The sequence below is a fragment of the Pseudomonas sp. GNP013 genome (assembly GCF_054343995.1).
Genome location: NZ_JBTGUT010000001.1, coordinates 551,001 through 576,763, shown reverse-complemented (window position 1 = coordinate 576,763; position 25,763 = coordinate 551,001). Strand labels below are relative to the sequence as shown.

Here is a 25,763-nt window from a genome sequence, read left to right as displayed (position 1 = left end):
CCTCCCTGGACCTGGCTTTACGCAAAATGCTCGCAACGTTTATGGAAGTAATCATTTAGGTTGGAAGGTTTCCAGATAGGCCAGAATATTCTCAATCTTCTCCCTATCACTGATGCCCCAGAAAATCATCCGCGTCTCGCTCACCACCGCTTTCGGGTCTTCGATATAGGCCGCAAGTTTGTCCCGCGTCCAAACCACACCCGAATTCTTCATCGCGTCGGAATACTGGTAATCCGTGGTAGTACCGGCAGGCCTGCCGATGATGCCGTTCAGCTCCGGCCCAAACCCACCCCGCGCGCCTTCCCCGACGCTGTGGCAACCGCCGCAGGTCTTGGCGAAGAGCTTGCCGCCTGCTTCGGCATCGCCGGCGGCAAAGGCTGAAGGAGCATTCAGGAAAAGGGCTAGAGCGATCAACGCGTATTTCATGGCGACTCCACATCGGCGGTTACCGGCGATTATGCCCCATGCCGGTTCACACCGCCTGTGGGTCGATGCGGATGCCGCCTCTGCCCGCAAGCACGCAACCTAGACCCTTCAACCGACCACCCATCGTTTAAAAAACATCCAATCGAACCTAATCGGCCCCTGCCCACTCCACCTTACTGAACCCTGATGGTGGAGTAAGGATCATGGCTCAGCCATCGATTTTGGTATTGGAAGACGACGAAATCATTCGGGCGTTGATGGTGGATGTGCTGGAAGATTTCGGCGCGGTGGTGACATCGTTTCCTTCGGCGGATGAAGGCATGATTTACCTTGAGCGGGGCGATGAGCCGGTCGACCTGATTGTCAGTGACGTGCAGATGCCCGGTTTGCTCAACGGCTACGACTTGAGCCGCGTGGTCGCGCACCGCTGGCCCGAAGTGCAGGTGCTGTTGACCTCCGGCAATACCAGGATCGCCGAGGAACTGGGCGGTTCGGTACGCTTCCTGCCCAAACCCTGGAGCACCAGTCACCTGATTGAATGCGTGCAAACGGCATTGACTCAGCAAGGTGCTTCGATGCATTGATAGCGTCGCGATATCACCTAGACCGAACTTCGAGCCCGTTATTGCGGTCACCTAGTCAGCAAGGAGCGACTTTTCTGATCCGCCTGTCAGGCTTTTCGCCTTGTGCGCACGGCTAACGGCAATGAGTTGTGTAGAATCGTCGCCCATTTTCACGCGTCATTCATGGCCGACAGGCCCACAGTTCGAGCTTACTGAATGCAATCACAGGCCCCTGACGTTGGTGCGCCACCTCTGCTGGAAGCGCTGCGCACGGGGACTGGCCTGCTGCACGTCGCACTGGAAAAGCGTATGCCGTTTTTTTCCGAGCGCCTGGATGCCCAGTGGTATCGACGTCTGCTGCAGGCGTACTTCGGCTTTTATGCGCCGATTGAAGCAGCGCTGTACGACAGCGGCTTGATCCCCGAAGGTTTTGACACATCGTTGCGTGAGAAAACGTCGACATTGGTCAGTGACCTTCACGCCCTCGGCCTTAACGACGCCGCCATCAGCGCCCTGCCCCGCTGGACCGACCTCCCGACTTTCGACACCCCCGAAGCCTGCCTCGGTGCCCTGTATGTGCTGGAAGGCGCGACCCTCGGCGGCCAGGTATTACGTCGGGAGATGGCTCAACGCCTGGGCGTGGATGCCGACAACGGTGGCGCATTTCTTGATGTCTATGGCGCCGAGACCGGACGGCGCTGGAAAGCATTTCTTGATTACCTGGACCGGCAGACACTGGACGCGGCTGACAAACAACGCGCCGTGATCGCTGCCCGTTCAACATTCAGCGGCTTTGAGCAATGGCTCGACCGCCAGGAGGTACTGCTATGAAAACCGAAGATTTCGAAGAGCTGCTTGCCAACTGTGCCGACGAGCCCATTCGCTTTCCCGGGGCGATTCAGCCCCACGGCGTGCTGCTGACGCTGTCGGAGCCCGACCTGAACATCATCCAGGTCAGTGCCAACGTGGACACCCTGTTCGGCCATACGCCCGAGTCACTGCTCGGTCAGCCGCTGCACACGCTGATCGGCGCCGAGCATGCCGAGGCGGTGCACAGCATGGCCGCGCATAATACTTTTTTCGACGCGCCGCCCCTGCATGTCTGCCTCAATGGTGCGCAGTTCGAAGGCTTGCTGCATCGCCATCAGCGCGTGCTGGTGCTGGAATTCGAACCGCTGCTCGAGGATTTCAAACCACGGGCGCTCAATGGTCGCACCAGTAACCTGGGCAAGATGCTGCAACGCCTGCAATCGGCGAAAACCCTGCAGGCGCTGTACGAAATCAGCGTGACCGAAATCCAGGCCATGACCGGTTACGACCGCGTGCTGATCTACCGTTTTGAAGAGGAAGGCCACGGCCAGGTAATCGCCGAAGCGTCCGCGCTGTCCATGGAGCTGTTCAACGGGCTGTTCTTCCCCGCGTCCGACATCCCCGAGCAAGCCCGCGAGCTGTACCGCACCAACTGGCTGCGAATCATCCCCAATGCAGCCTACGAACCGGTGCCACTGCTGCCCAGACTGCGCCCGGACATCGACCAGCCGCTGGACCTGAGCTTCGCCACCCTGCGCAGCGTGTCGCCGATTCACTGCCAGTACATGCAGAACATGGGCGTGCTGTCGTCCATGAGCATTTCGCTGATGAAGGGCGACACGCTCTGGGGCCTGATCAGTTGCGGCAACCGTGAGCCGCTGTTGGTGCCGCACGCGTTGCGTAGCGCCTGCCAGACCATCGGTCAGGTGCTGTCGTTGCAGATCAGCGCCATGGAAGCCCTGGACCTGAGCCGCCAACGCGAAGAAAAAGTCGACGCCCTGGCCTTGCTGGATCAGGCGATGAAATCTTCGGAAAATAATGTGTTCGATGGCCTCGCCCAACGCGGCCAGTTGCTGATGGACCTGACCTTGTCCGGCGGCGTGGCGATCATCGAAGACAAGCAACTGCACCGTTACGGCAACTGCCCGGAGCCGGCGCAGATCCGTGCGCTGCACCGCTGGTTGCAACAGAACGGCGAGCCGGTGTTCGCCAGCCACAACCTGGCGGCGCTGTACCCGCCGGCGGCCGACTTCCAGCAAGTGGCCAGCGGCGTGCTCGCCATGAGCCTGCCCAAGCCTGTGGACAACGGCGTGCTGTGGTTCCGCCCGGAGGTGAAGGAAAACATCAGTTGGAGCGGCGACCCGAGCAAACCACTCAACCTGGAAAGCTCCGATGCCGGCATGCGCCTTCGCCCACGCACCTCGTTTGAAATCTGGAAAGTGGAGATGGCCGGCATCTCTACCAAATGGAGCCACGGCGACCTGTTCGCCGCCAACGACCTGCGCCGCTCCGCGCTGGAAAACGACCTGGCCCGCCAGGTACTGCGCGAGCAACAGGCCGTGCGTGCGCGTGACGAGCTGGTGGCGGTGGTGTCCCACGACCTGCGCAACCCGATGACCGTCATCTCGATGCTCTGCGGCATGATGCAAAAGGCCTTCAGCTCCGAGGGCCCGCACACTTCGCGGCGGATTTCTTCGGCTATCGACACCATGCAACAGGCGGCCGCGCGCATGAATGTGTTGCTGGAAGACTTGCTCGACACCTCAAAAATCGAGGCCGGGCGTTACGTGGTCAAACCGGTTGCACTGGACGTCAGCCAGATGTTCGAAGAGGCCTATTCCCTGCTCGCACCGTTAGCGATGGAGAAAGGCATCGACTTGTCGTTCAATGCCGAGCCCGGCCTGCAGATCAACGGCGACCCGGAGCGCCTGTTCCAGGTGCTGTCGAACCTGATCGGCAACGCCATCAAGTTCACCCCGCGCCAGGGCAATATCGGCATCAGCGCCATGAGCAATGGCGAGGAGATCGTGTTTTCAGTGCGCGACTCCGGTGAAGGTATTGCGCCTGAACAGTTGCCGCATGTGTTTGATCGCTACTGGACCCAGACCGAAAACAACCCCAGCGGCAGCGGGCTTGGGCTGTACATCACCCAAGGTATTGTCCAGGCCCACGGCGGGCGGATAGAGGCGCAAAGCGAAGTGGGCCGCGGCAGTGAGTTCAGGTTTACGGTACCAAAACCGAACTGAAACGCCCTCAGGCACAGGCCTGCAAAACATTCGGACACCCATGGCCGGGAACGCTCAACCCGGCCACTGCCACTGACTCAGTGCGCACCCAAAAGCAGGGATGCGAGAAGCAATCGTCCATTTGAGCAAGGGGTCTTCCATGATTATCGGTAACAGCTTTCACACCTATAACCTCAACAACGCCCTACAAACGATTCAGAACGCCACCAAGCCTGTAGAAAAAACCGCCCCTATCAACGGCGACGCACCGAGGCAAAACACGCAGCAGCAGGACAACGACTCGTCCCTGGATTCTCTTGGGCAAGGCCGGCTGATCTGATCTTGGCCAGGGGCGCGGCGCCCCGCGTTGCGCTCCGTTAACAAAACACTGACATCCTCTGCGCTACGCTTTCCAGTTCTATCTTGTGTGAGCTGCCCTCTTCATGCCTCAACCCGACACACTGCCCGCCGTGCTTGCCGGCCCGCTGCTGCGGCGCCTGGAACCGCAGCGCCTGAACATCTGGTTGGTGACAAGTCGTGCCGTGCAATTGACCCTCAGGTTGCAATTACCTCAGGACGAAACACTGGACATCCCGCTCGACGCGACGCATTGCCAAGTCATCCCGGTGGGGCGCCACGCCTTTATTCACCTGGTTGACGTAGCGCTCAGCAACCCTCTGCCCCAGGACGTCGCGATTGGCTATGACCTGTTGACCGACGGCACCGGTATTGCCGAGTGGGCCACGCATTTGCTGTATGCCGATGCCCATTTGCCGACCTTCGTATTACACAGCCGCATCCATCAGTTGGTGCATGGCTCCTGCCGCAAACCGCACCACAGTGCCGACGAAGGCTTGCTGTGCATCGACCGTTTGCTGGCCGAGGCACACACACCGGCACAACGCCCGGCCTTGCTGATGATGAGCGGTGACCAGATCTACGCCGACGACGTGGCCGGGCCGATGCTGCGGGCGATTCATGCGCTGATCGCGCGTTTGGAGTTGTTCGACGAATACCTGGAAGGCGCCGTGGTGGATGACAGCGCGAGCCTTTACGGGCATCGCGCCAGCTATTACCACCGGGCCGATCTGCTGCCCGCACTGGACAGCAACGAGACCTTGCGCGAACGGTTTTTCGGCGGCGTGAAAAAGCCGATTTTCACCAGCAGCACCGCAGACAATCACCTCGTGACCTTTGCCGAAGTGGTCGCGATGTACCTGTTGGTCTGGTCGCCCACGCCCTGGACACTGATCAGCCCACATGCGCCGCAATTGAGCGCGGAGGAACAACGGCGGTATGCCGGGGAGCAGGTGCAGATTGAGCGCTTCTGCGACGGCCTGCCCGGCGCCGCGAGGGTCCTGGCTCACCTCTCGACGCTGATGATCTTCGACGACCACGACATCACCGATGACTGGAACCTCAGCGCGCAATGGGAAGAAACCGCCTATGGCCATCCTTTCTCCAAACGCATCATCGGCAATGCCCTGCTGGCCTACCTGCTGTGCCAGGGCTGGGGTAACCAGCCGGATGTGTTTGGCGATCTGTTGAAACAAACCCAGGCACTCACCGCCCAGCCGCACAACAACCATCTGCAGGCCGCTGCGCAAGATGACCTGCTGCAAGCGCTGCTGAAATTCCAGCAATGGCATTACGTGTTGCCCACGTCTCCCGCCCTGGTGGTGCTCGACACCCGAACGCGGCGCTGGCGCAGCGAATTCACGCTCAAACAACCCTCCGGCCTGCTGGACTGGGAAGCCTTGTGCGAACTGCAACAGGCGCTGCTGGACCACCCCTCGGCGATTATCGTCTCTCCCGCGCCAGTGTTCGGCGTCAAGCTGATCGAGACGGTGCAGAAGGTCTTCAGCTGGTGCGGCTACCCGCTGCTGGTGGACGCTGAAAACTGGATGGCCCATCGCGGCGCGGCCCAGGTGATCCTCAATATTTTCCGCCACTCCCGCACGCCGGGTAACTACGTGATTCTCTCCGGTGACGTGCACTATTCGTTTGTCTACCAGGTGCTGATTCGCCACCGCAACGGCGGCCCCAGGCTCTGGCAGATCACCAGCAGCGGCATCAAGAACCAGTTTCCCCCGCGTTTGCTGGAGTGGTTCGACCGCCTCAACCGCTGGCTCTACTCACCACGTTCCCCACTCAACTGGTTCACGCGTCGGCGCACCATGCAGGTGGTACCGCACATCCCGGAACATGCCGAAGCCGGGGAACGGCTGTGGAACTCGGCGGGCATCGGCCAGGTGTTTTTCAATGCCCAGGGCCAGCCTGAGGCGATCTACCAGCACAACGCGGATGGAAAGCCTCGGACGAGGATGGTGGAGCCACCGTTATAGGCGCCAGGGTGCGCGCGACTCCGACCGAGTAGAGGCGCATCCAGACCAAATAAGTAGCCAATCGCCATCAAACTAAAGCAGCACACTCTTCCTATTCAAACCCCACAGCCCCCCCTGTAGAGTGAAATCTGCCACGGAGTATCGGCGCCAATACACCCTGGCCTGGGGGCCAGCACATGCAGGGAAGCGCGCAGATGGACGATACATCCGGCAATAACCCGTTGGCCAATGACTTTTCCGACCTCAACGCCGACATGCTGCATGCGGTCATGGAGTTGGTCAGCGACGGGATCTGGGATTGGAACGCCGACACCGGTTACGTCTACCGCAACCCCGGCTGGTACGAGATGCTCGGCTACCCCCGCCACTCGCTGGAAAACAACGTGTTTACCTGGGAGAACGTCATCCATCCGGATGATTACCCCCTTGTGATGGTTGTTTTCGATGATTACATCAACCAGCGCGCGCCCCATTATCAGGCCGAATATCGCTGTCGAAAAAAAGACGGCAGCTATCTGTGGATCGAAGACCGGGGCTATGTGATTGCGCGCAACCCCGACGGCTCGGTAAGGCGCATGGTCGGCGCACACCGCGATATTCATTCGCGCAAACACTCCATTGAACAACTGCAAAAGCGCAACCAGTCTCTTGAAGCGCTGGTAGCCGAACGCACCCGTGAACTGTCGCGGGTCAATCAACAACTGCAGCTGCAACTGGACGAGAACCGCATCCTCGCCGAACAGGATGCCCTGACGCACATCGCCAACCGCTACCGTTTGGAGAAAGTCCTGCTGGAAGAATGCGAGCGTGCCGAGCGTTTTCGCCTGCCGCTGACACTGGTAGCCATGGACATTGATGAATTCAAATTGATCAATGACCAGCACGGCCACAGCATGGGCGACGAGACCCTGATGATAGTGGTCGAGGGCCTGAACGCGTGCATGCGCACTGGCGACCTGCCGGCCCGCTGGGGCGGCGATGAGTTCATGGTGGTGCTGCCCAAAACCACACTGGACGCGGCAAAACGGGCGGCCGAACATATTCGTAAGCACATCGCGCAATTGCCCATCTTGCACGACGTTCGCGTGACCTTGAGCCTGGGTGTGGCGCAACGTCATCCGGGTGAGTCCGCAGCCGCGTTGATGAGGCGCGCCGATCAGGCGTTGTACCGGGCCAAAGCGGCGGGCAAGAACAGGGTTTCTGAGTAGATCGCGACTTTTATTAATGACCCGGCGACTTTATTTCGTTTGCGGCAAGGGCACGCGGGCAGCTTAGATAAAAAGACGCCCGCCACCGCCGAGTCCAGGATTCATGAGCCACGATCCGATCAGCCAGTCGATTTCCATCGTTCATCCCATCAGCCTCAGCCACGGTAAAAACGCCGAAGTCTGGGACACGGCCGGCAAACGCTATATCGATTTTGTCGGTGGCATCGGTGTGCTCAACCTTGGCCACTGCCACCCCGCCGTGGTCGAGGCGATACGCGAGCAGGCCACCCGGCTGACCCACTACGCCTTCAACGCCGCGCCGCATACACCCTATATCGAACTGATGGAGCGCCTGACCGCATTTATCCCGGTGAGCTATCCGGTCAGCGGCATGCTCACCAACAGCGGCGCGGAAGCGGCCGAAAATGCCTTGAAGATCGTACGGGGCGCCACCGGCCGTACCGCTGTGATCGCCTTCGACGGCGCGTTCCACGGCCGCACCCTGGCTACCCTCAACCTCAACGGCAAGGTCGCGCCCTACAAGCAAAAGGTCGGCGTACTGCCCGGTCCGGTGTATCACCTGCCCTACCCGAGTGCCGATAACAGCGTGACCTGCGCCGAAGCGCTGAAGGCGATGGACCGCCTGTTCAGCGTGGAAATCGACGTCAACGATGTCGCCTGCTTCATCATTGAGCCGGTGCAGGGCGAGGGCGGCTTCCTGGCCCTGGATATCGAGTTCGCCCAGGCACTTCGCCGTTTCTGCGACGCCAAAAACATCCTGCTGATCGCCGATGAAATCCAGTCCGGTTTCGGCCGTACCGGGCAGCGCTTTGCCTTCTCACGCCTGGGTATCGAACCGGACCTCATTCTGCTCGGCAAAAGCATTGCCGGCGGCGTGCCGCTCGGTGCAGTGGTGGGCCGCAAGGCGCTGATGGACAACCTGCCCAAAGGCGGCCTGGGTGGCACTTATTCGGGCAACCCCATCGCCTGCGCAGCGGCCCTGGCCACCCTCGACGTGATGACGGATGACCATTTGCAGCGCTGGGGAGCGCAGCAGGCGGCCGCGATCGTCAGCCGTTATGAAACCTGGCGGGCCCAGCACCTGTCGCCCTGCCTGGGGCGCCTTACCGGCGTCGGCGCCATGCGCGGCATCGAGCTGACGAATGCCGACGGCACCCCTGCCTCCAGGCAACTGACCCAGTTGCTGGGCTTGGCGCGAGACGCCGGCTTGCTGCTGATGCCCAGTGGCAAGTCGCGGCACATCATCCGCTTGCTGGCACCGCTGACCATCGAGCCTGCGGTGCTGGAGGAGGGCCTGGATATTCTGCAAGCGTGTCTTGCGCAACTGGACGAGTAGCACGCATCCGCCTTGACCTCACCCCCCTCCCCCCTGAAAATGCCCGACGCTTTTTTGTCTCCGTTTACTGAAGTAGTGAAATTTCAATGCCTGATTCCCACCTCGAAGAATCCGTAGCCACCTTGCACGCCAAGGCTGAATACGAAAACGCCATCAATCTTTCACAGCATGTGCCAGCGGCCAAGATCATCAGCGAGATGGTGCTGGACGCGTTTCACACCTCAAAGGAAAGCGACCAGATCCGCGAGTTGCGCGTGGCCATCCGCCAGGCTCACGACGCCTTCGACGATGACAAGGCCTATGACCTGATGGGCCGGCTCAAGCAACTCAAGGACGCTGAAGCGGCCGACAACCTCGCCCTGGAAGACCTGAGCAGCAAGTTCTCGATCAGCCGCATTTTGTCCAGTTTCAAGGACGACCCCGAGTTTCAGGAACTGGTGTACGGCCTGGCCCTCAAGGTGTTGAATCAGTCGCACCAGGCCATCAGCAACCCGAGCGCCGGCAAGAGCAAGGCCGCGCGTAGCAAAAAAGACGCTGAAGTGTTCGTGATCAGCAAGGATGGCGTCAGCGTCACCCTGCCGCTGCGCACGCCGCGCTCCAGGCTCAATGTCGACCGTCAGGCATTCGAGTTCCTGGGGTTCAGCTTCGTGGGTGAAGGCGATGAGGCCGAACTGGAAGTCGAGAGCTTTGTGGACAACTCAGGCGCCGAACAGCCGCTGAACCGCAAGAGCGTGATCACCGCGCTGCAGCAGCAGACGGCGTTCGCCGGTTACAGCATCGCCCAGCAGTAACTATGCGCGGGAGCTGTTGTGGCGAGCTTGCCATATTGAGACTGTGGTGTCTCAACTGATCCGTTTGACCTGCGCTGCGAATACCTCGCGAAAACGCGCCATCTCCTGCCTGTTGCCCACCGTCACGCGCATCCACTGCGGCCAGTTGCTCCACACCCGCCCAACCAGCACGTGATGGGCTGCCAGCCGTTCAACCACCTGCTGCGCCGGTTGCTTCACGTCGACCATGAAACAGTTGCTCTGCGACGCCGTGCAGGTGAACCCGCGCGCCCTCAGCCAGGCGATGGTCTCATCCCGCGCCCGGGCATTGAGGGCCTTGCGCTGCGGCAGCAGTTTGATGTCTTCCAGACTGGCCTGCGCGCCCAGCAGGCTTGCGCCCGCCGGAACGTTATCGCCGCCGAACACCGCCAGCCGTTCCAGCAGCGCCGGATGCCCGATCGCCAAGCCCACCCGCGCGCCAGCCATGCCGTAGATTTTCGAGAAAGTACGCAGCACCAGCAGGTCGTCGTGGTCGTTCACCCACCCCACACAACTGGGAGCGTCGCAGAAATCGATGTAGGCCTCGTCCACCACCAGCACGCTGCCCTTGGGTTTGTTCGCCAGCGCATGGCGGATCGCCTCGGTAGGCGTGAGGGTGCCGGTGGGGTTGTTGGGATTGCACAGGTACAGCATGCCCGCCTGTGGGTCGGCGGCAAGCATGGCGGGTAGGTCATGAGCGTGGTCAGCGTTCAGGCTCACCTCATGCACGGGAGCACGCCACGCCTGCGCAGACTGGTACGGGACTTCGTACGACGGCGTGGCCATCACCAGGCCACGGGTGGCGCTGGTAAATGCCAGGACGGCATAGCGCAGGGCGGCCATGGAGCCGGCAAACACCGCCACCCGTTCTTCGGCGATGCCCTGCTGCTGGGCGAACAACGCGGCCAGCGCGTACATGTGCGGGTAGGGATAACGCCCCGCCGCTGTAATCCCGCGCTGCATCGCATCGCGGGCGGTACCTGCGGGGCCGTAGGGGCTTTCGTTGTAGTTGAGCCGCACGGTGTCAGACGTTTTCGGCGCGGGGCTGGCGTGCGCCCAGTTCAGGTGCCCCAGCACCGGCAACGCGGCGCCAAAGGCGAGAAGGGAACGACGACTGACGCTGACCATGGTGTCTACTCCTTGTAGGCGAGTGCTGAATGCTCACTGTGTAAGGAAGTATGACGAGAAGCCGGCCAGTGGATTTAACCGCGGTTCAGCTCGACTGCAACTTGTGCTTCAGGCTGCCCATGACCGCCGTCTTGTTCTGCAGGTAGTCATTCAGGCCACGCGCACGCAGCTCGCAGGCGATGCAATTGCCGCAGCCGTCGCCGATCACGCCGTTGTAGCAGGTCAGGGTTTGCTGGCGCACCAGCTCCAGTTGGCCCAGGTCATCGGCCAGTGCCCAGGTCTCGGCCTTGTTCAGCCACATCAACGGGGTGTCCAGGCGCAGTGTGTAATCCATGCCCAGCGCAAGCGCCTTGTTCAGCGCCTTGACGAATTCGTCCCGGCAATCGGGATAGCCCGAGAAGTCGGTTTCGCACACGCCGGTGATCACGGTTTCGGCCTTTACCTGGTAGGCGTAGATCGACGCCAATGTCAGGAACAGGATATTGCGCCCCGGCACGAAGGTACTCGGCAAACCATCGCCTGAACTCTCGGTGGGCACGGGAATGTTGTCGCGGGTCAGGCTGCTGATGGCCAGCTCATTGAGCAACGACACATCCATCACCTTGTGCACGGTGGCGCCCAGCTGTTTGGCCAATCGCTGGGCCACTTCGATTTCGGCGACATGGCGCTGGCCGTAATCGAAGGTAATGCAGTGCACCTGTTCGTAACGCGCCAGGGCCTGGATCAGACAGGTCGTCGAGTCCTGCCCGCCACTGAAGACCAGAACGGCTGTTTTACTCATGCTTTTGTTCCTGCCTGCTTGGAAGTGGTGAAGAGTTTAAGGGTGGCTCAATAAAAAGCCCCGCGCTTCTTTCGAGGGCGGGGCTGATTTTGGCTAAAGAGCCGGTGCTCGATGACTCAGTGAGCGTAAGTCAGCAACAGCTCTTTGGGTGCCTGGAAATCCAGAGACATCATCACGCTGAGCGCGGTGATGGTGAAAATCGAGAACACGAACAGCTTGCGCGCCCAGACGGTGTCATCCACCGCCTTGTAGCCGGTCCAGGCCATGTACAGCCAGTACATGCCCATGGCGGCGGCAACGGCGAGGTAGCTCATGCCGGCATAGCCACTGAAGGTCAACATCAAGGTCGCCACAAGGAAGGCCAGGATGTAGAGCAGGATGTGTTTCTTGGCCACCTGGATGCCACGCTTGACCGGCAGAACCGGGATCGACGCAGCCAGGTAGTCATTGAAGCGGAAAATCGCGATGGCATAGGAATGCGGCATCTGCCACAGGCTGAACATCACCAGCAGCACCAGCGCGGCCATGTCGAAGCTATTGGTCACAGCCACATAACCAATCACCGGCGGCATCGCCCCCGACAGACTGCCCACCAGCGTGCCGTGAACCGACTTGCGCTTGAGGTACAGGCTGTAGAGGCCGACGTAGATGACAAAACCGATCACGGCAAACAGCGCCGCCAACGGGTTGGCCACCTTGTACAACAACACCACACCGGCAATACCCAGGACGGTCGCGAAGATCAGCGCCAGTTTCAGGGAAATAAGCCCCTGCACCAGCACACGATTCTTGGTGCGCTCCATCTTGATGTCGATGTCACGGTCGATGCAGTTGTTGAACACGCAACCGGACGCCACAACAAGGGAAGTGCCGATCATTGCCGCCAGGAAGATGGCCAGATCGACATGCCCCTTGGAGGCCAGGAAGAAGCCGCCTGCCACAGAAAGCACGTTACCGAAAATGATCCCCGGTTTGGTGATTTGGATAAAGTGCTTAAGCGACATCGGGTCTTACCTCACTTCGCCATCATGTAGGTGTGGATGCTGAACATGATCCACAGCGACAGACCAACCAGCAGAACGATCACAAGACCTGCGAACACGAACGCGATCACGTTCTCGCGCTGGGCTTCGGAGCGGTCCAGGTGCAGGAAGTACACCAGGTGCACCAGCACCTGGATCACGGCGAATGCCAGCACGATCATCAGGGTGATCGACTTCGGCAAGGTTGGGTACATCACCAGGCCGAACGGAATCAGGGTCAGGATGACCGACAGGATGAAGCCGATAGCGTAAGACTTTACGCTGCCGTGGCTCGCATCATGGCTGTCATGGGAGTGTGCATTAGCCATTACAGAGTCCCCATCAAGTAGACGACGGTGAATACGCAGATCCAGACCACGTCCAGGAAGTGCCAGAACAGGCTCAGGCAGCTCAGGCGGGTCTTGTTGGTGTTGGTCAGGCCGTGTTTATTGACCTGATACATCATCACCGCCATCCACAGCAGGCCGGCCGATACGTGCAGACCGTGGGTGCCTACCAGCGTGAAGAACGCGGACAGGAAACCGGAACGGTGCGGGCCGTAGCCTTCGGAGATCAGCAGGTGGAACTCGTTGATCTCCATGCCGATGAAGCCCAGGCCGAACAGGAAGGTCAGGGCCAGCCAGCTCAGCACGCCTTTCTTGTTGCCTTTGTAGAAGGCCAGCATGGCGAAGCCGTAGGTGATCGAACTGAACAACAGCAAGGCGGTTTCGCCGAGTACGTAAGGCAGTTCGAAGATGTCGTGGCCCGACGGGCCACCCGCTACGTTGTTTACCAGTACCGCGTACACCGCGAAGATCGACGCAAACAAAATGCAGTCGGTCATCAGGTAGAGCCAGAAACCGAAGACGGTTATCGGGCCGGTGTCGTGGTGGTCGTGGTGCCCATGGTCATCGACATGGGCGTGTCCAGCATTGGTCGCTAAGTTCGACATGGTTTAAACCTGTTCCAACGGGGTTTCAACACGGTTGGCCGGGATCTTCTTCTCGGCTACCAGGCGAGCGTGCTGCTCGGCTTCGATGCGTTCGATGGTTTCCACCGGCACCATGTAGCCTTGATCGTCACGTGCAGCGTGGACGATGAAGTAACCGATAGTGCCCACCAGGCCCACGATTGCCAGCCACCAGATGTGCCAGATCATCGCGAAACCGAACACGGTCAACAGCGCGCCCATCACCACGCCAGTGGCGGTGTTGTTCGGCATGTGGATCGGCTCGTAGTGCGCAGGTTTCTGGTACGCAGTACCGTCTTCCTTGGCTTCGGTGAACGCATCAATGGTGTTCGCAGTCGGGATCACGGCGAAGTTGTAGAACGGTGGTGGCGACGAGGTCGACCATTCCAGGGTGTGGCCGTTCCACGGGTCGCCGGACTCGCACAGGTTCTGCTTGCGATCACGCACGCTGACATACAGCTGGATCAACTGGCAGGCGATACCGGCCGCGATCATCAACGCACCGAACATGGCGACGTACAGGTACGGCACCCACTCAGGGTTGGTGGTGGCGTTCAGACGACGGGTCATGCCCATGAAGCCCAGTGCATAGAGCGGCATGAACGCGACGAAGAAGCCCGAGATCCACAGCCAGAACGCAGCCTTGCCCCAACCTTCGTGCAGCTTGAAGCCGAACGCTTTCGGGAAGTAGAAGCTGAAACCGGCGATGTAGCCGAATACCGCGCCACCGATGATCACGTTATGGAAGTGAGCGATCACGAACAGGCTGTTGTGCAGCACGAAGTCAGCACCCGGAATGGCCAGCAGTACGCCGGTCATGCCGCCAATGGCGAAGGTCACCATGAAGCCCAGGGTCCACAGAACCTGGCTGGTCATGCGCAGACGACCGTGGTAGATGGTGAACAGCCAGTTGAACAGCTTCACCCCCGTCGGGATGGAAATCAGCATCGTCGCCAGGCCGAAGAAGGCGTTGACGCTGGCCCCCGAACCCATGGTGAAGAAGTGGTGCAGCCAGACCATGAAGCCCAGTACCGAGATCGCGCCCGATGCATAGACCATCGAGTGGTGACCGAACAGGCGTTTGCCGGTAAAGGTCGAGATCACTTCGGAGAAGATACCGAACGCTGGCAGGATCAGGATGTACACCTCAGGGTGACCCCATGCCCAGAACAGGTTCACGTACATCATCGGATTGCCACCAAGTTCATTGGTGAAAATGTGGAAATCCAGGTAACGGTCAAGCGACAGCAGCGCCATGGTAGCGGCCAGGATCGGGAACGAAGCCACGATCAGCACGTTTGCCCAGGTGCAGGTCCAGGTGAAGATCGGCATGTCCATCAGTTTCATGCCAGGGGCGCGCATCTTGAGGACGGTGGCCAGGAAGTTGACCCCCGTCAATGTCGTCCCGAGCCCTGATAACTGCAGTGCCCAAATGTAGTAATCCACCCCCACGCCCGGACTGTATTGCAGGCCCGACAATGGCGGATACGCAACCCAACCGGTCTTGGCGAATTCGCCGACGCCCAGGGACAGGTTGATCAGCACCACGCCCGATACCAGCAGCCAGAAGCTCAGGGAGTTCAGGAACGGGTAGGCAACGTCACGCGCACCGATCTGCAGCGGCAAGGCAAGGTTCATCAGGCCGGTGAAGAAAGGCATCGCCATGAAGATGATCATGATCACACCGTGGGCGGTGAAGATCTGGTCATAGTGTTCAGGCGGCAGGTAGCCCGGCGAACCCTCGGTGGCCATGGCCAACTGGGTACGCATCATGATGGCGTCGGCAAAGCCGCGCAGCAGCATGACCATGGCCACGATGACGTACATGACACCGATTTTCTTGTGGTCGACGGAGGTCAACCACTCGGTCCACAGGTAGGTCCACTTCTTGAAGTAGGTGATTGCCGCAAACAGTGCCAGACCACCCAGCGCGATCATGGCGATGGTCACCATCACGATCGGCTCGTGGAATGGGACCGCGTCCCAACTTAATTTACCAAACATCGTTTACTCCTCTGCCCCAGCAGTTGAATTCGAGCCCGTGTCAGAACCTTCAGCCGCGGCCACTTCTTTCTTCTCGTGCTTGACCGGCTTGCCTGGTTTCATGCCTTCGTACTTGTCGACGATTTTCTGAAACAGGTTCGGCTCGTACGAGGAGTACAGGGCGACAGGGTTGTTCTGGCTTGGTTTGGTCAGGGCGTCGTATTCAGCTTGATCAAGCTGTTTAGGTGCGGCCTTGACTTCGGCGACCCAGGCGTTGAAGTCTTCCTGGCTTGTCGAGATCGCTTTGAATTTCATGCCGGTGAAGCCAGCGCCGCTATAGTTGGCGGAGATGCCTTCCATTTCAGCTTTCTGGTTGGCGATCAGGTGCAGCTTGGTCTGCATACCTGCCATCGCGTAGATCTGACCGCCCAGGGCTGGGATGAAGAACGAGTTCATCACGGCGTCGGAGGTGATCTTGAAGTTCAGCGGGGTGTGCTCCGGGAAACGGATCTGGTTCACGGTGGCGATACCCAGGTCCGGGTAGATGAACAACCACTTCCAGTCCAGCGCGACCACTTCGATGTTGATCGGCTTGACGTCCGATTCCAGCGGACGGTACGGGTCCAGTGCGTGGGTGGACTTGTAGGTCACATAACCCAGGGCAACGATGATGAGGATCGGGACCAGCCACACCGCGATTTCGATCTTGGTGGAGTGCGACCACTTCGGCGCGTAGGTCGCGTTGGTGTTGGACGCGCGGTATTTCCAGGCGAAGGCGAAGGTCATGATGATCACAGGGACCACGACCAGCAGCATCAGCAGGGTGGCGGTGATGATCAGGTTTCGTTCATCCAGACCGACCTGTCCTTTTGGGTCGAGCAAGGTCCACTTGCAGCCTCCCAGCATTAACAGCATGCCAAGCAGCGGCAAAAAGCCTAGTAATCGGGGGTACCTGTTTTTACTCATCTCACGACCTCTAAAGCAGCTTGCGCAATGCAGTTGGGTTTTGATCGCCAACACTTCACCCTGCCAAGGGTTGGCATTTCTCTTCGATTGAATAAGAGCCTGCCCGCCACACCAAAAAAACTGTACGTTTCACTGACCTGCGGCGCGTTCTTATTCGATTTCGTGGTTAAAGGCCTTGTTACAGACCAATTCCATTTGGTGCGGATAGTTGAAAGGCTGCCGGAACCTGGGTCGCACGGAGCCGTCCATCGCCCCTCGACCCCTGCGATGCTCAAATATTGCACAGCATCGGACACTCAGTGCGGGGGATTGTAGTTAGCTGGCGATGTATAAACCATGTCTGATAAAGAAATAATTTTTATCGATTACAGCAATAATTCTTCACTGACAGGGCCGGGATGCGCGATCTTATTGCGGTCAATTCTCAATAAAACCCACAAAAAATACCGTGTTATTCGTTCCTCCAGGCCATCCCTTACAAGTTGTAAGGGCATGACGAGGCCGTCGAAGTCCCCATAAAACAAGGCATTGGGACATCACCTCACGGCCACGACCGCGACCTGTCAAAGGTACGATTCAAACGATGAACTGACAGCACAAACTGACCGATTGGTGCAAATCCGCACGCCAAAAACGACGCATGGAAAGCGCCTGCGACAGCATCCGTGTGACAACATGTCGCACGCCACGCGCCCCATTTGTCGCCGTTCGTCACGGCCCTTTCACATTTGCCGACGCACAAAAAAGCCCCGGTCCTTCTTCAGGAGTGACCGGGGCTTTTTACGAAAAGTTCAGGCTGTGCGCTGGCGATTGCGATAAATGCCCAGCGGCACCAGGATCACCGTCAGCACAAACGCCACCAGCGCCCATTGCGCGAGCGACAGGCCCAGCACCGGTGGGTACGGTGTGCTGCAGAAGCCATCGACCTGGAAGCCCAGCGGGAATACCTTGGCCAGCGGCAAGTCATCGACGATCGGCTGCAACACGTCGACGCCGCAGCTGACCTGCGGGAAGAACTGGGTGTACACATGGTGCCCCGCCGCAGCCACCCCGCCGAGTGCACTGAGGATCACCAACCCTTCGAACAGGGTGACCGCGCCCTTGGTGCGCATCGCCGCGCCAATGAACGCGAAGATCGCGATCAGCAGCAAGGCGTAACGTTGCAGGATGCACAACGGGCACGGCGCTTCGCCCAGCACCACCTGCATGTACAGCGCACCGCCGATCAGCGCCAGGCAGATGATGCCCAGCAACACCAGAAAGCGCCGCTCCCTGCCTAAACGCAATTCGTCACTCATCCCCGTATCCCTTTGTTTGGTTGTGCCAATGGGCGCAAGTTTACACACAGAGCATGGTTTAAACAGAGGGGGGTTAACGGGGGATTAATCAGTCAGCACACCGATCCAACGGTGGCAGGGGCTTGCTCCCGATGGCAGTGGGTCAGCCAGCTTGGCTGTCACTGATACACCGCCATCCGGAGCAAGCCCCCTCCCACACTGTTGACGCGCGTTACTCCAGCGCCGCTGCAGGGCCGAAGAACTCGTAGCGCGTTTGCGCCTGCGGCACGCCCAGTGCCTTGAGGTGACGTTTGATCGCGGTCATGAAGCCCTTGGGCCCCAGGAAATAGGCATCCACATCGCGCTGTTCAGGCAACCACGCCGCCAACTGCGCCTGGCTCAACAACCCGATACTGTCCGCCGCCGGACTCACCCCATCGTCCTCGGCGTAGCAGTAAAACCGCTTGAGCTGCGGATGCCTGGCCGCCAGTGCATCCACCCACTCACGAAACGCATGCACCCCGCCATTGCGCGCGCAGTGGATAAAGTGCACCGGGCGCTCGGTGGCCAGGGCCGCCTCGAGCATCGCCAGGGTCGGTGTGATGCCCACCCCGCCACTGATCAGCACCAGCGGTTTGTCGCTGGCCACCAGCGTGAAATCCCCCGACGGCGGGAACAGCTCAATCGTCGCGCCGACCTGCAGTTGATTATGCAAATAGCTGGACACCCGTCCCCCGGCTTCGCGTTTGACGCTGATGCGGTATTCGCCGCCATCGCTCAGTGCCGACAGGGAGTAATTGCGGCGCACTTCTTCGCCGTCGAGCACCAGCCGCAGGCTGATGTATTGGCCCGGCGCGGCCTTGAGAATCGGGCCGTTGTCCACCGGAGCAAAATGAAACGAAATGATCTCGGCGCTCTCCTCCACCCGCTTCACCAGTTTGAACGACCGAGCCCCGCGCCAACCACCCGGCGCCTTGGCTTTTTCGTCATAAAGGGCTTTTTCCGCGCCGATCAGAATATCCGCCAACTGGCCGTAGGCCGCGCCCCAGGCCTGCATGACCGCAGGCGTGGCGATGTCGCTGCCCAGCACTTCAGAGATCGCACGCAACAGGCAGGCGCCGACAATCGGGTAGTGCTCCGGCTGGATCTGCAGCGCCACGTGCTTGTTGATAATCTTCGCCACCAGGTCGCCCAACTGGTCGAGCCGGTCGATATGCCGCGCGTACATCAACACGCCATTGGCCAGCGCGCGGGGCTGATCGCCGCTGGCCTGGTGGGCCTGGTTGAACAGCGGACGCACCTGCGGGTACTCGGACAGCATCATGCGGTAGAAATGGGTGATCAGCGCTTCACCGCCGCGTTCCAGCAACGGCACGGTGGACTGGATGATGGCACGGTCTTGGGCCGTCAGCATGGGAGACTCCTGGGCCTGTTAATGAAGTGCCCTGAAGCAGTCAGTATTCGTGCCAATCTACAAATCCAATATTTTCAATTGCTTACGACATACCTAGTCAATATGACTTGCTACGCCTTATAGTCACAACGACTACAAGGAGTCATTATGACTGCGCATTCGCTGCTTACCACCCTGCTGCCCCTGGTCGCCGACCTTTCCCGCGACCTGCCCGAAGGCGAGCGTTACCGCCGCCTGCTGCACGCCATGCGCGCCCTGCTGCCGTGCGACGCCGCCGCGCTGTTGCGCCTGGACGGCGAGTGGCTGGTGCCGCTGGCGGTGGATGGCCTGAGCGCCGACACCCTGGGGCGACGCTTCAAGGTCAGCGAGCACCCGCGCTTCGCCGTGCTGCTGAGCAGCCCCGGCCCCACCCGCTTCGACAGCGACAGTGCGTTACCCGACCCCTATGACGGCCTGGTCGCCGGCGTGCACGGGCAACTGGAAGTGCACGATTGTATGGGCTGCCCGCTGTTCGTCGATGACCGGCCCTGGGGCCTGCTGACCCTGGATGCGCTGGACACCGAACGTTTCGAACGCGTTGAGCTGGACGCCCTGCAAGCCTTCGCCAGCCTCGCCGCCGCCACCGTCAATGTCGCCGAACGCATTGAACGCCTGGCCCTGCGCGCCGAGATCTACCGCCAGGCCGGCGGCCAGCCCCACAAGGAAATGATCGGCCAGAGCAAAACCCACAAGCGCCTGGTGGAAGAGATCAACCTGGTCGGCGGCAGCGACCTGACGGTGCTGATCACCGGCGAAACCGGGGTGGGCAAGGAGCTGGTGGCCCAGGCGATCCATGGCGCCTCGACGCGGGCCGACAAACCGCTGATCAGCCTCAACTGCGCCGCCCTGCCGGAAACGCTGGTGGAAAGCGAGCTGTTCGGCCACGTGCGCGGCGCCTTTACCGGCGCACTGAATGAACGCCGAGGCAAATTTGAGCTGGCCAATGGCGGTACCCTGTTTCTCGATGAGGTCGGCGAACTGTCGCTGAGCGTGCAGGCCAAGCTGCTGCGTGTGCTGCAAAGCGGCCAGCTGCAGCGCCTGGGCTCGGACCGCGAACACCGGGTGGACGTGCGCCTGATCGCCGCCACCAACCGCGACCTCGCCGAAGAAGTGCGCAGCGGCCGCTACCGCGCCGATTTCTACCATCGCCTCAGCGTGTACCCGCTGCATGTGCCGGCGCTGCGTGAACGCGGACGCGATGTGTTGCTGCTGGCCGGTTATTTCCTTGAACAGAACCGCTCACGCATGGGCCTGGGCAGCCTGCGCCTTGGCGGCGATGCCCAGGCCGCGCTGCTGGCCTGGCACTGGCCGGGCAATGTGCGCGAGCTGGAGCACGCGATCGGGCGCAGCGCGCTCAAGGCGCTGGGCAACTGCCGCGAGCGTCCGAAGATACTCAGCCTGAGCGCCAGGGACCTGGATCTGCCGGAGGTCAACGCCCCGGTCATTGAAGCGCAAGCCGCGCCGGCCCCCGTCACCGGTGACCTGCGCCAGGCCACCGAGCACTACCAGCGCCAGGTGATCGGCGCCTGCCTGGAACGCCACCAGCACAACTGGGCCGGCGCCGCCCGCGAGCTGGGCCTGGACCGCGCCAACCTGGGCCGCCTGGCCAGACGCCTGGGCCTGAAGTAGCAGGCAACCACATCCCTGCGGGTACCGGCGTGTTGTGGCGAGCGGCTTGGTTGTGGCAAGCGGGCCTGTTGTGACGAGCGGGCTTCTTGTGGAGAGCGGGCTTGCCCTAAGCGCAGATTCCCTGTGGCGAGCAGGCTTGTCCTGCGTTGGGCTGCGCAGCAGCCCCAAAGCCAGGCGCTGAGCCGTATCAGGTACACCGCGTTTTGCTCGATTGGGGGCGCTTCGCACCCCAACGCGGGGCAAGCCCGCTCGCCACAATAAGCCCACACATTTTCCTTAACTGAACGGCATTAGGGCTTGCCACAGGGCGGCAGCAGAATCGACGCGTTGGCGGAGCCTCACTGGATTGGTTTTGTCTGGAAGGTCGGGCTCATAACTTTAGGCTTTCGGAACACCAGCACATTGCCCAGCATCACCAGCACCAACCCGGCCAATGCCGGCGGCGTCCACTGATAGCCTTCGGCAAACGCCGACACGTTCAGCGCCACCACTGGGAACAGCACGGTGCAATACGCCGCACGCTCGGGCCCCATGCGCCCCACCAGCGTGAGATAGGCCGTAAACCCGATCACTGACCCCGGAATCACCAGGTACCCCAAGGCGCCGATGTACCGCGCGCTCCAGTCCATCTCGAAGGGAATGCCGCGCACCCCGCACCAAGTCGCCAGCATCAAGGCGCCGTAGGCCATGCCCCAGGCATTGGTGGTCAACGGTCTGAGCCCGGCCTTCTGTTGCAGGCTCGAAAGCATATTGCCCGCCGAAAAACACAGCGTTCCCAGCAGCGCCAGGCCCAGCCCCAGCAACGTCTGCGGGCTGGCGGTGTGCCCGGCCAGTTCCGGCCAGAACAGAAAGCCCAGTCCCAGCAGACCGAGGCCGCCGCCCATCAACACATTGCGCGCCACGCGCTGGCCGAAGAACACCCGCGCGTTCAGCGCGTTCCACAGCGTAGCCGTGGAAAACACCACCGCCACCAAGCCGCTGGGGACCCACTGCGTGGCGGTCAAAAAACACATGAAGTTGACGCAGAATAGGCACAGGCCCTGGGCCAGGCAGATCAGATGCCCACGCCGGTTCATCACCTGCAGCCTGCGACTGAACAACAGCAGCGCAAACAGCACCAGCGCGGCCAGGCCGAAGCGGTACACAATCGACACGGGAATGGCGACAACCCCCAACTGCCACTTGAGGGCGATCCAGGTGGTGCCCCAGATCAGCACGGTAAGGACATACAGGGAAAGGTTCATGGCGCGGCTCCGAAGGTTGAGCCACAGTGTCCGCCTCAAGCCACGGACCGCTCTTGCACATTCTTGCGCTTTTGTCGGGCGAAGGGATCACAGCCCGGACCTCGCGCGGTAGGATGCCAGGCATCGGAGAACACACGCCATGCCTGATCTGCAATCGCTGCACATCTTTCAGTCCCTCAACCGCTCGCCCAACGCACGCCTGCACGCCTGCGCCGAGCTGGGTGACGGCGTGTCGGCCGCGCTGTGGAGCAACCACCACGATGCCCAGGATTACCAGGGGCCCAGCCATCACACGCTGTCCTGCTACATCGGCGGCGGCACCGGTACGTTTCGCCGTGACCAGCCGGGCATCAAGGGCGGCCCGGACAAGTTGTGCGTGCTGCCGGCCGAGCATCAATCGGCCTGGGTGATCAACGGCGACATCCGCCTGGCCCATGTGTATTTCAGCCCGGAACAATTCGCCCTCGGTTGCGTCACCCTGCTGGACCGCGAACCGCGTGCCCTCGCGTTGCAGGAAGCGACCTTTCTTGAAGACCCAGGCCAGGCGCGGCGCTTTCATCAACTGATCGCGCTCAATTGGCACGAGCCGGCCGAACGCCTGCTCACCAGCAGCCTGGCCCATGAAATGCTTAGCCACACCCTGCTCAACCAGGTCGGCGCTCGCGATGGCCTGCGCTTGAAAGGCGGGCTGGCGGCCTACCAACGGCGGCGGTTGGTGGAGTACATCGAGCAGCACCTGCAGGATCCCATCAGCCTCGGGCTGTTGGCGGGCTTGTGCGCCTTGTCGGAATACCACTTCGCGCGGATGTTTCGCCAGAGCTTCGGCCTGCCGCCCCATCAATACCTGCTGGCGCGGCGCCTGGCCCGTGCGCGCAGCCTGCTGCGCGGCGGCGCCCTGCCGCTGGGCGAGGTCGCCCTGATGTGCGGGTTTTCCAGCGCCAGCCATTTCAACCAGCGCTTTCGCCAGGCCACGGGCGCAACGCCTGGCGACTACCGTCAGGCCTTCGTCTAGACCATCAGCCCGAGGGTCTTGGCCTTGGCCACCGCCTGGGTGCGCCGTTCCACGCCGAGCTTGCTGTGGATGCGCCGGGCATGGGTCTTGACCGTGTGCAGGGAGATGAACAGACGGTCGGCAATCTGCAGGTTGGAATTGCCCAGGGCGATCAACCGCAGCACTTCCAGCTCGCGCTGGCTCAAGGGATTGTCCGCCGCGCCAATGGCGGCTGTGTGCGGCTCCAGGCCCAGTTCACTCAGCACACCGGGGGAGCGCAGGCGCAGCTCGCGGATCGCTTGCTGCACCTGGCAACGCGCCGCCAGGGCCAGGCCACTTTGCAGCGCACGCCGCGCCAGCGCGGTGTCGCCCAACTGCCACGCCACCTCGCCAAGCACCAATTGCACCTCGGTTTCCAGGCAGAGCATGCCGCGTTGCCGGGTGACCTCCAGCAGCGCGTTGAGCCTTGAAAGAGGTTGCTCGGCGCACCCGAGCCTCACTTCTGCCAGCACCAGCAGGTACTCAAGGCGCGGGATCAATTCCAGCGTGGCCGGCGGTGCCTGCCTGGCGTGCGGCCCATGAAAGTGACGCAGCACGCGGCGCACCGCTTCCACGGTCAAGTCGGCCCGCCCCTGCTGCAACCAGAAATGCCCGCTGATCAACAGCAGCACCGCGCGGTAAACGCTCTGCGGGACGTGCCGCTGCTGCATCAACCGCTCGGCCTCGCGCAGCTGGATAAACGCCTGGGCGTAGTCGCCCTGGTTGGCCGCCAGCAGTGCCAGGCCCAGAAAGCCGTAGAGCACGCGTTTGTCCTGACTGTGCAGGCACATCGCCAAGCCTGCCTGGAAACACTCGGCGGCCAGTGCGTCCTGACCCTGGCGCAAGGCAAGGTGGCCACGGCGCAATGCGATCCGCCCCACCAGCGGGCCGGCCTCGATCTGCTGCTTGAGCAACATCGCCTGCACTTGCTCCAACAAGCTCTGCGCCCGATGCGGTGCGCCGCGCTGCTCGAGCAACTGGGCGTGATCCAGCTCAAGTAACGCCTCCAGCAGCAGCGAACCCTCGGCGCGCGCCAGGCACAGCGCTTCGCGATTGAGGGTTTGGGCGACGTCCAGCTCGCCGCGCAGCAAGGCTTGCTGGGTGAGCCCGGACAGGCACATCAGGCGCGAGGTCCAGGCGCTGTCGGGCAAGGCCTGCAGCGCATCAAGAAAATGCGCGCGGGCGCATTCGGCATCGCCGTTCAAATGCAACAGCCAGCCCCACTGCGCCTGCCAACGCGCCAGCAAGTGACGTTGCTGTACGGCGCCAGATTGCGGCGTAAAGCGCGCCAATTGATCGATGCACTGCGCGGCCTGATCGAAGCGCCCGGCGAACAGCAGCGCCGCCGTCACCAGCCCCACCAACTGCGCAGAACACAGCAGCAGTTCATCACCGTGCTGTTCGTGCAGACGTAACACCAACACGGCGTTCTGCTGGCGAAACAGGTCTTCGAAACTGAAATGCTGCAACAGGCTTACCGCCACTTCGAACGCTTCGGCCAGCAATGCCTGTTCGAACGCGGCCTGCCAGTCGCCCTCGGTGGTAAACCATTGGCAGGCGCGCCGATGCCAGGAACGCCGGGCCGGCCACGGTTCGTCGCGCACCACGTGGGCCAGTGGCGCGAATATGCACAGCCAGTCGGCGCTGTGTTCCCACGGCTGGACAAAGGCACCGAGCGCCTGCAGATCGCGCAGGTAGCGGGCGCCGTCGCCCGCGCCGAACAGGTGTTCACACAGGCTCGCATTGAACCTCGGCAGATGGGCCAGCACCTGCCAGGCCTCGACCCACTCGGCGGACCAGGTGCTGAACAGCTCGTGCTGCAAATAGTCGCGCAAGGTCTTGTCGGGAGGGCCGTCGCCCAGCAAGGCGATACGCACGCCGGCGCACCAGCCGGCACTGAAGTGCATGACGCTGTCGAGGCTCTGGCCGGGGCCCAGCAAAGCCTGGACTTCCCCAGCGCTGAACGCCAGCTCGCCGGCGCTGCACTCCCACAGTTCATCATCGAGCAACAGCCTTGGCCAGTTGCACGCCGGGCGCCGCCGCGTGCCGAGCCACCAGCTCAGCGCCGGGCTGCCGAGGGTGAGCAGGCGGTCGAGCAAGGCATCCAGTTCGGGGTCGGGAAAACGGCAGAAGTCATCGAGAAACAGCCAGGCCGGCGTTGACCAGGTACTCAGGTCGAGCAACAGCGCGGCTTCATCGGTGAAGGGCAGGCCCAGGCTCTGCGCTACTCGGCGGCAAAGACCCTCGGGGCTCAAGGCCACCCCATTGAGCGCCAGCCAGTACACCGGGCACCCCGCCGGCGCCTGCAAGGCGCACTCGGCGAACAACGCACTCTTGCCACTGCCGCCCGGCGCACACAGCAACCTCACCCGTGCCTGCGCCGCGAGCAAGGGCTGGGCCAGCCGCGGCCGCAGCAGATGGTGAGCGGACAGCCGTGGCATGAATCCGGGACGGTCCAGGCAACGAGTCATGGCGGTCATTGCTGCATCCTGCGTTTTTATTGTGATGAAGCCTGACGCGTACCCTAGTCCTGGGGT

Annotated in this window: 22 protein-coding genes; 10 read left to right on the top strand and 12 right to left on the bottom strand. The window is 61.4% G+C overall.

Annotation, left to right across the window (positions count from 1 at the left end):
* Positions 1-51 precede the first annotated feature (51 nt).
* Positions 52-426: a c-type cytochrome gene (locus ACXX81_RS02645; protein WP_458571164.1), complete on the bottom strand. Its 375-nt coding sequence runs from the start codon at positions 424-426 to the stop codon at positions 52-54.
* Between the two features lie 203 nt (positions 427-629).
* On the opposite strand from ACXX81_RS02645, the gene ACXX81_RS02640 reads away from it, so the two are divergent.
* The 8 genes from ACXX81_RS02640 (at position 630) to ACXX81_RS02605 (ending at position 9,725) form a co-directional block, all read left to right on the top strand.
* The gene (locus tag ACXX81_RS02640) at positions 630-1,010 is read left to right on the top strand and encodes a response regulator (protein WP_209984630.1); all 381 of its coding nucleotides are present in this window, start codon (positions 630-632) and stop codon (positions 1,008-1,010) included.
* Positions 1,011-1,205: 195 nt separating this feature from the next.
* Entirely contained in the window at positions 1,206-1,820 is a 615-nt protein-coding gene (locus tag ACXX81_RS02635; RefSeq protein WP_209984633.1) for a biliverdin-producing heme oxygenase, read from the top strand.
* A complete protein-coding gene (locus ACXX81_RS02630; protein ID WP_458571163.1) occupies positions 1,817-4,045 on the top strand; it encodes an ATP-binding protein in 2,229 nt (742 codons plus the stop codon). Before ACXX81_RS02635 ends, ACXX81_RS02630 begins: the two co-directional genes overlap by 4 nt.
* Positions 4,046-4,184: 139 nt before the next feature.
* The gene (locus ACXX81_RS02625) at positions 4,185-4,364 is read left to right on the top strand and encodes a hypothetical protein (protein ID WP_458571162.1); all 180 of its coding nucleotides are present in this window, start codon (positions 4,185-4,187) and stop codon (positions 4,362-4,364) included.
* A gap of 103 nt (positions 4,365-4,467) precedes the next feature.
* Positions 4,468-6,369 (top strand): alkaline phosphatase D family protein, encoded by a 1,902-nt coding sequence (locus tag ACXX81_RS02620; protein WP_458571161.1) that lies wholly within the window; start codon positions 4,468-4,470, stop codon positions 6,367-6,369.
* Between the two features lie 194 nt (positions 6,370-6,563).
* The gene (locus ACXX81_RS02615; RefSeq protein ID WP_458571160.1) at positions 6,564-7,577 is read left to right on the top strand and encodes a sensor domain-containing diguanylate cyclase; all 1,014 of its coding nucleotides are present in this window, start codon (positions 6,564-6,566) and stop codon (positions 7,575-7,577) included.
* Positions 7,578-7,680: 103 nt separating this feature from the next.
* Entirely contained in the window at positions 7,681-8,934 is a 1,254-nt protein-coding gene (locus ACXX81_RS02610) for a 2-aminoadipate transaminase (RefSeq protein ID WP_458571159.1), read from the top strand.
* Between the two features lie 86 nt (positions 8,935-9,020).
* Positions 9,021-9,725 (top strand): hypothetical protein, encoded by a 705-nt coding sequence (locus ACXX81_RS02605; RefSeq protein WP_458571158.1) that lies wholly within the window; start codon positions 9,021-9,023, stop codon positions 9,723-9,725.
* 51 nt (positions 9,726-9,776) lie between these two features.
* On the opposite strand, the gene ptaA is transcribed toward ACXX81_RS02605, so the two are convergent.
* The 9 genes from ptaA to hmpA all read right to left on the bottom strand — a co-directional run bounded on the left by ptaA (position 9,777) and on the right by hmpA (position 19,284).
* Complete coding sequence (gene ptaA, locus ACXX81_RS02600) at positions 9,777-10,871, bottom strand: pyoverdine biosynthesis transaminase PtaA (RefSeq protein ID WP_458571157.1); 1,095 nt, start codon at positions 10,869-10,871, stop codon at positions 9,777-9,779.
* Positions 10,872-10,956: 85 nt separating this feature from the next.
* Complete coding sequence (gene queC / locus ACXX81_RS02595; RefSeq protein WP_209984669.1) at positions 10,957-11,652, bottom strand: 7-cyano-7-deazaguanine synthase QueC; 696 nt, start codon at positions 11,650-11,652, stop codon at positions 10,957-10,959.
* 116 nt (positions 11,653-11,768) lie between these two features.
* Positions 11,769-12,656: a heme o synthase gene (cyoE, locus tag ACXX81_RS02590; protein ID WP_209984671.1), complete on the bottom strand. Its 888-nt coding sequence runs from the start codon at positions 12,654-12,656 to the stop codon at positions 11,769-11,771.
* Between the two features lie 11 nt (positions 12,657-12,667).
* Entirely contained in the window at positions 12,668-13,003 is a 336-nt protein-coding gene (gene cyoD, locus ACXX81_RS02585) for a cytochrome o ubiquinol oxidase subunit IV (protein WP_003176003.1), read from the bottom strand.
* Positions 13,003-13,626, bottom strand: a complete 624-nt coding sequence (locus ACXX81_RS02580) for a cytochrome o ubiquinol oxidase subunit III (protein WP_003238390.1) — start codon at positions 13,624-13,626, stop codon at positions 13,003-13,005. Before ACXX81_RS02580 ends, cyoD begins: the two co-directional genes overlap by 1 nt.
* Before the next feature lie 3 nt (positions 13,627-13,629).
* A complete protein-coding gene (gene cyoB, locus ACXX81_RS02575; protein ID WP_057007311.1) occupies positions 13,630-15,648 on the bottom strand; it encodes a cytochrome o ubiquinol oxidase subunit I in 2,019 nt (672 codons plus the stop codon).
* 3 nt (positions 15,649-15,651) lie between these two features.
* Complete coding sequence (gene cyoA / locus ACXX81_RS02570; RefSeq protein WP_209984676.1) at positions 15,652-16,593, bottom strand: ubiquinol oxidase subunit II; 942 nt, start codon at positions 16,591-16,593, stop codon at positions 15,652-15,654.
* 791 nt (positions 16,594-17,384) lie between these two features.
* A complete protein-coding gene (locus ACXX81_RS02565; RefSeq protein WP_209984679.1) occupies positions 17,385-17,891 on the bottom strand; it encodes a disulfide bond formation protein B in 507 nt (168 codons plus the stop codon).
* Between the two features lie 211 nt (positions 17,892-18,102).
* Entirely contained in the window at positions 18,103-19,284 is a 1,182-nt protein-coding gene (gene hmpA, locus ACXX81_RS02560) for an NO-inducible flavohemoprotein (RefSeq protein WP_322214479.1), read from the bottom strand.
* A gap of 147 nt (positions 19,285-19,431) precedes the next feature.
* Here hmpA and norR point away from each other — a divergent pair, with 147 nt between their 5' ends.
* Positions 19,432-20,952, top strand: coding sequence for a nitric oxide reductase transcriptional regulator NorR (gene norR, locus ACXX81_RS02555; RefSeq protein ID WP_458571156.1), 1,521 nt, complete (start codon positions 19,432-19,434; stop codon positions 20,950-20,952).
* A 338-nt stretch (positions 20,953-21,290) separates the two neighbouring features.
* On the opposite strand, the gene ACXX81_RS02550 is transcribed toward norR, so the two are convergent.
* Positions 21,291-22,196: a DMT family transporter gene (locus ACXX81_RS02550; protein ID WP_458571155.1), complete on the bottom strand. Its 906-nt coding sequence runs from the start codon at positions 22,194-22,196 to the stop codon at positions 21,291-21,293.
* 139 nt (positions 22,197-22,335) lie between these two features.
* On the opposite strand from ACXX81_RS02550, the gene ACXX81_RS02545 reads away from it, so the two are divergent.
* Entirely contained in the window at positions 22,336-23,208 is an 873-nt protein-coding gene (locus ACXX81_RS02545) for a helix-turn-helix transcriptional regulator (RefSeq protein WP_231423442.1), read from the top strand.
* Here ACXX81_RS02545 and ACXX81_RS02540 read toward each other — a convergent pair.
* The gene (locus tag ACXX81_RS02540) at positions 23,205-25,706 is read right to left on the bottom strand and encodes a LuxR C-terminal-related transcriptional regulator (RefSeq protein WP_458571154.1); all 2,502 of its coding nucleotides are present in this window, start codon (positions 25,704-25,706) and stop codon (positions 23,205-23,207) included. The two genes, ACXX81_RS02545 and ACXX81_RS02540, sit on opposite strands and share 4 nt — an antisense overlap.
* Between the last annotated feature and the right edge of the window lie 57 nt (positions 25,707-25,763).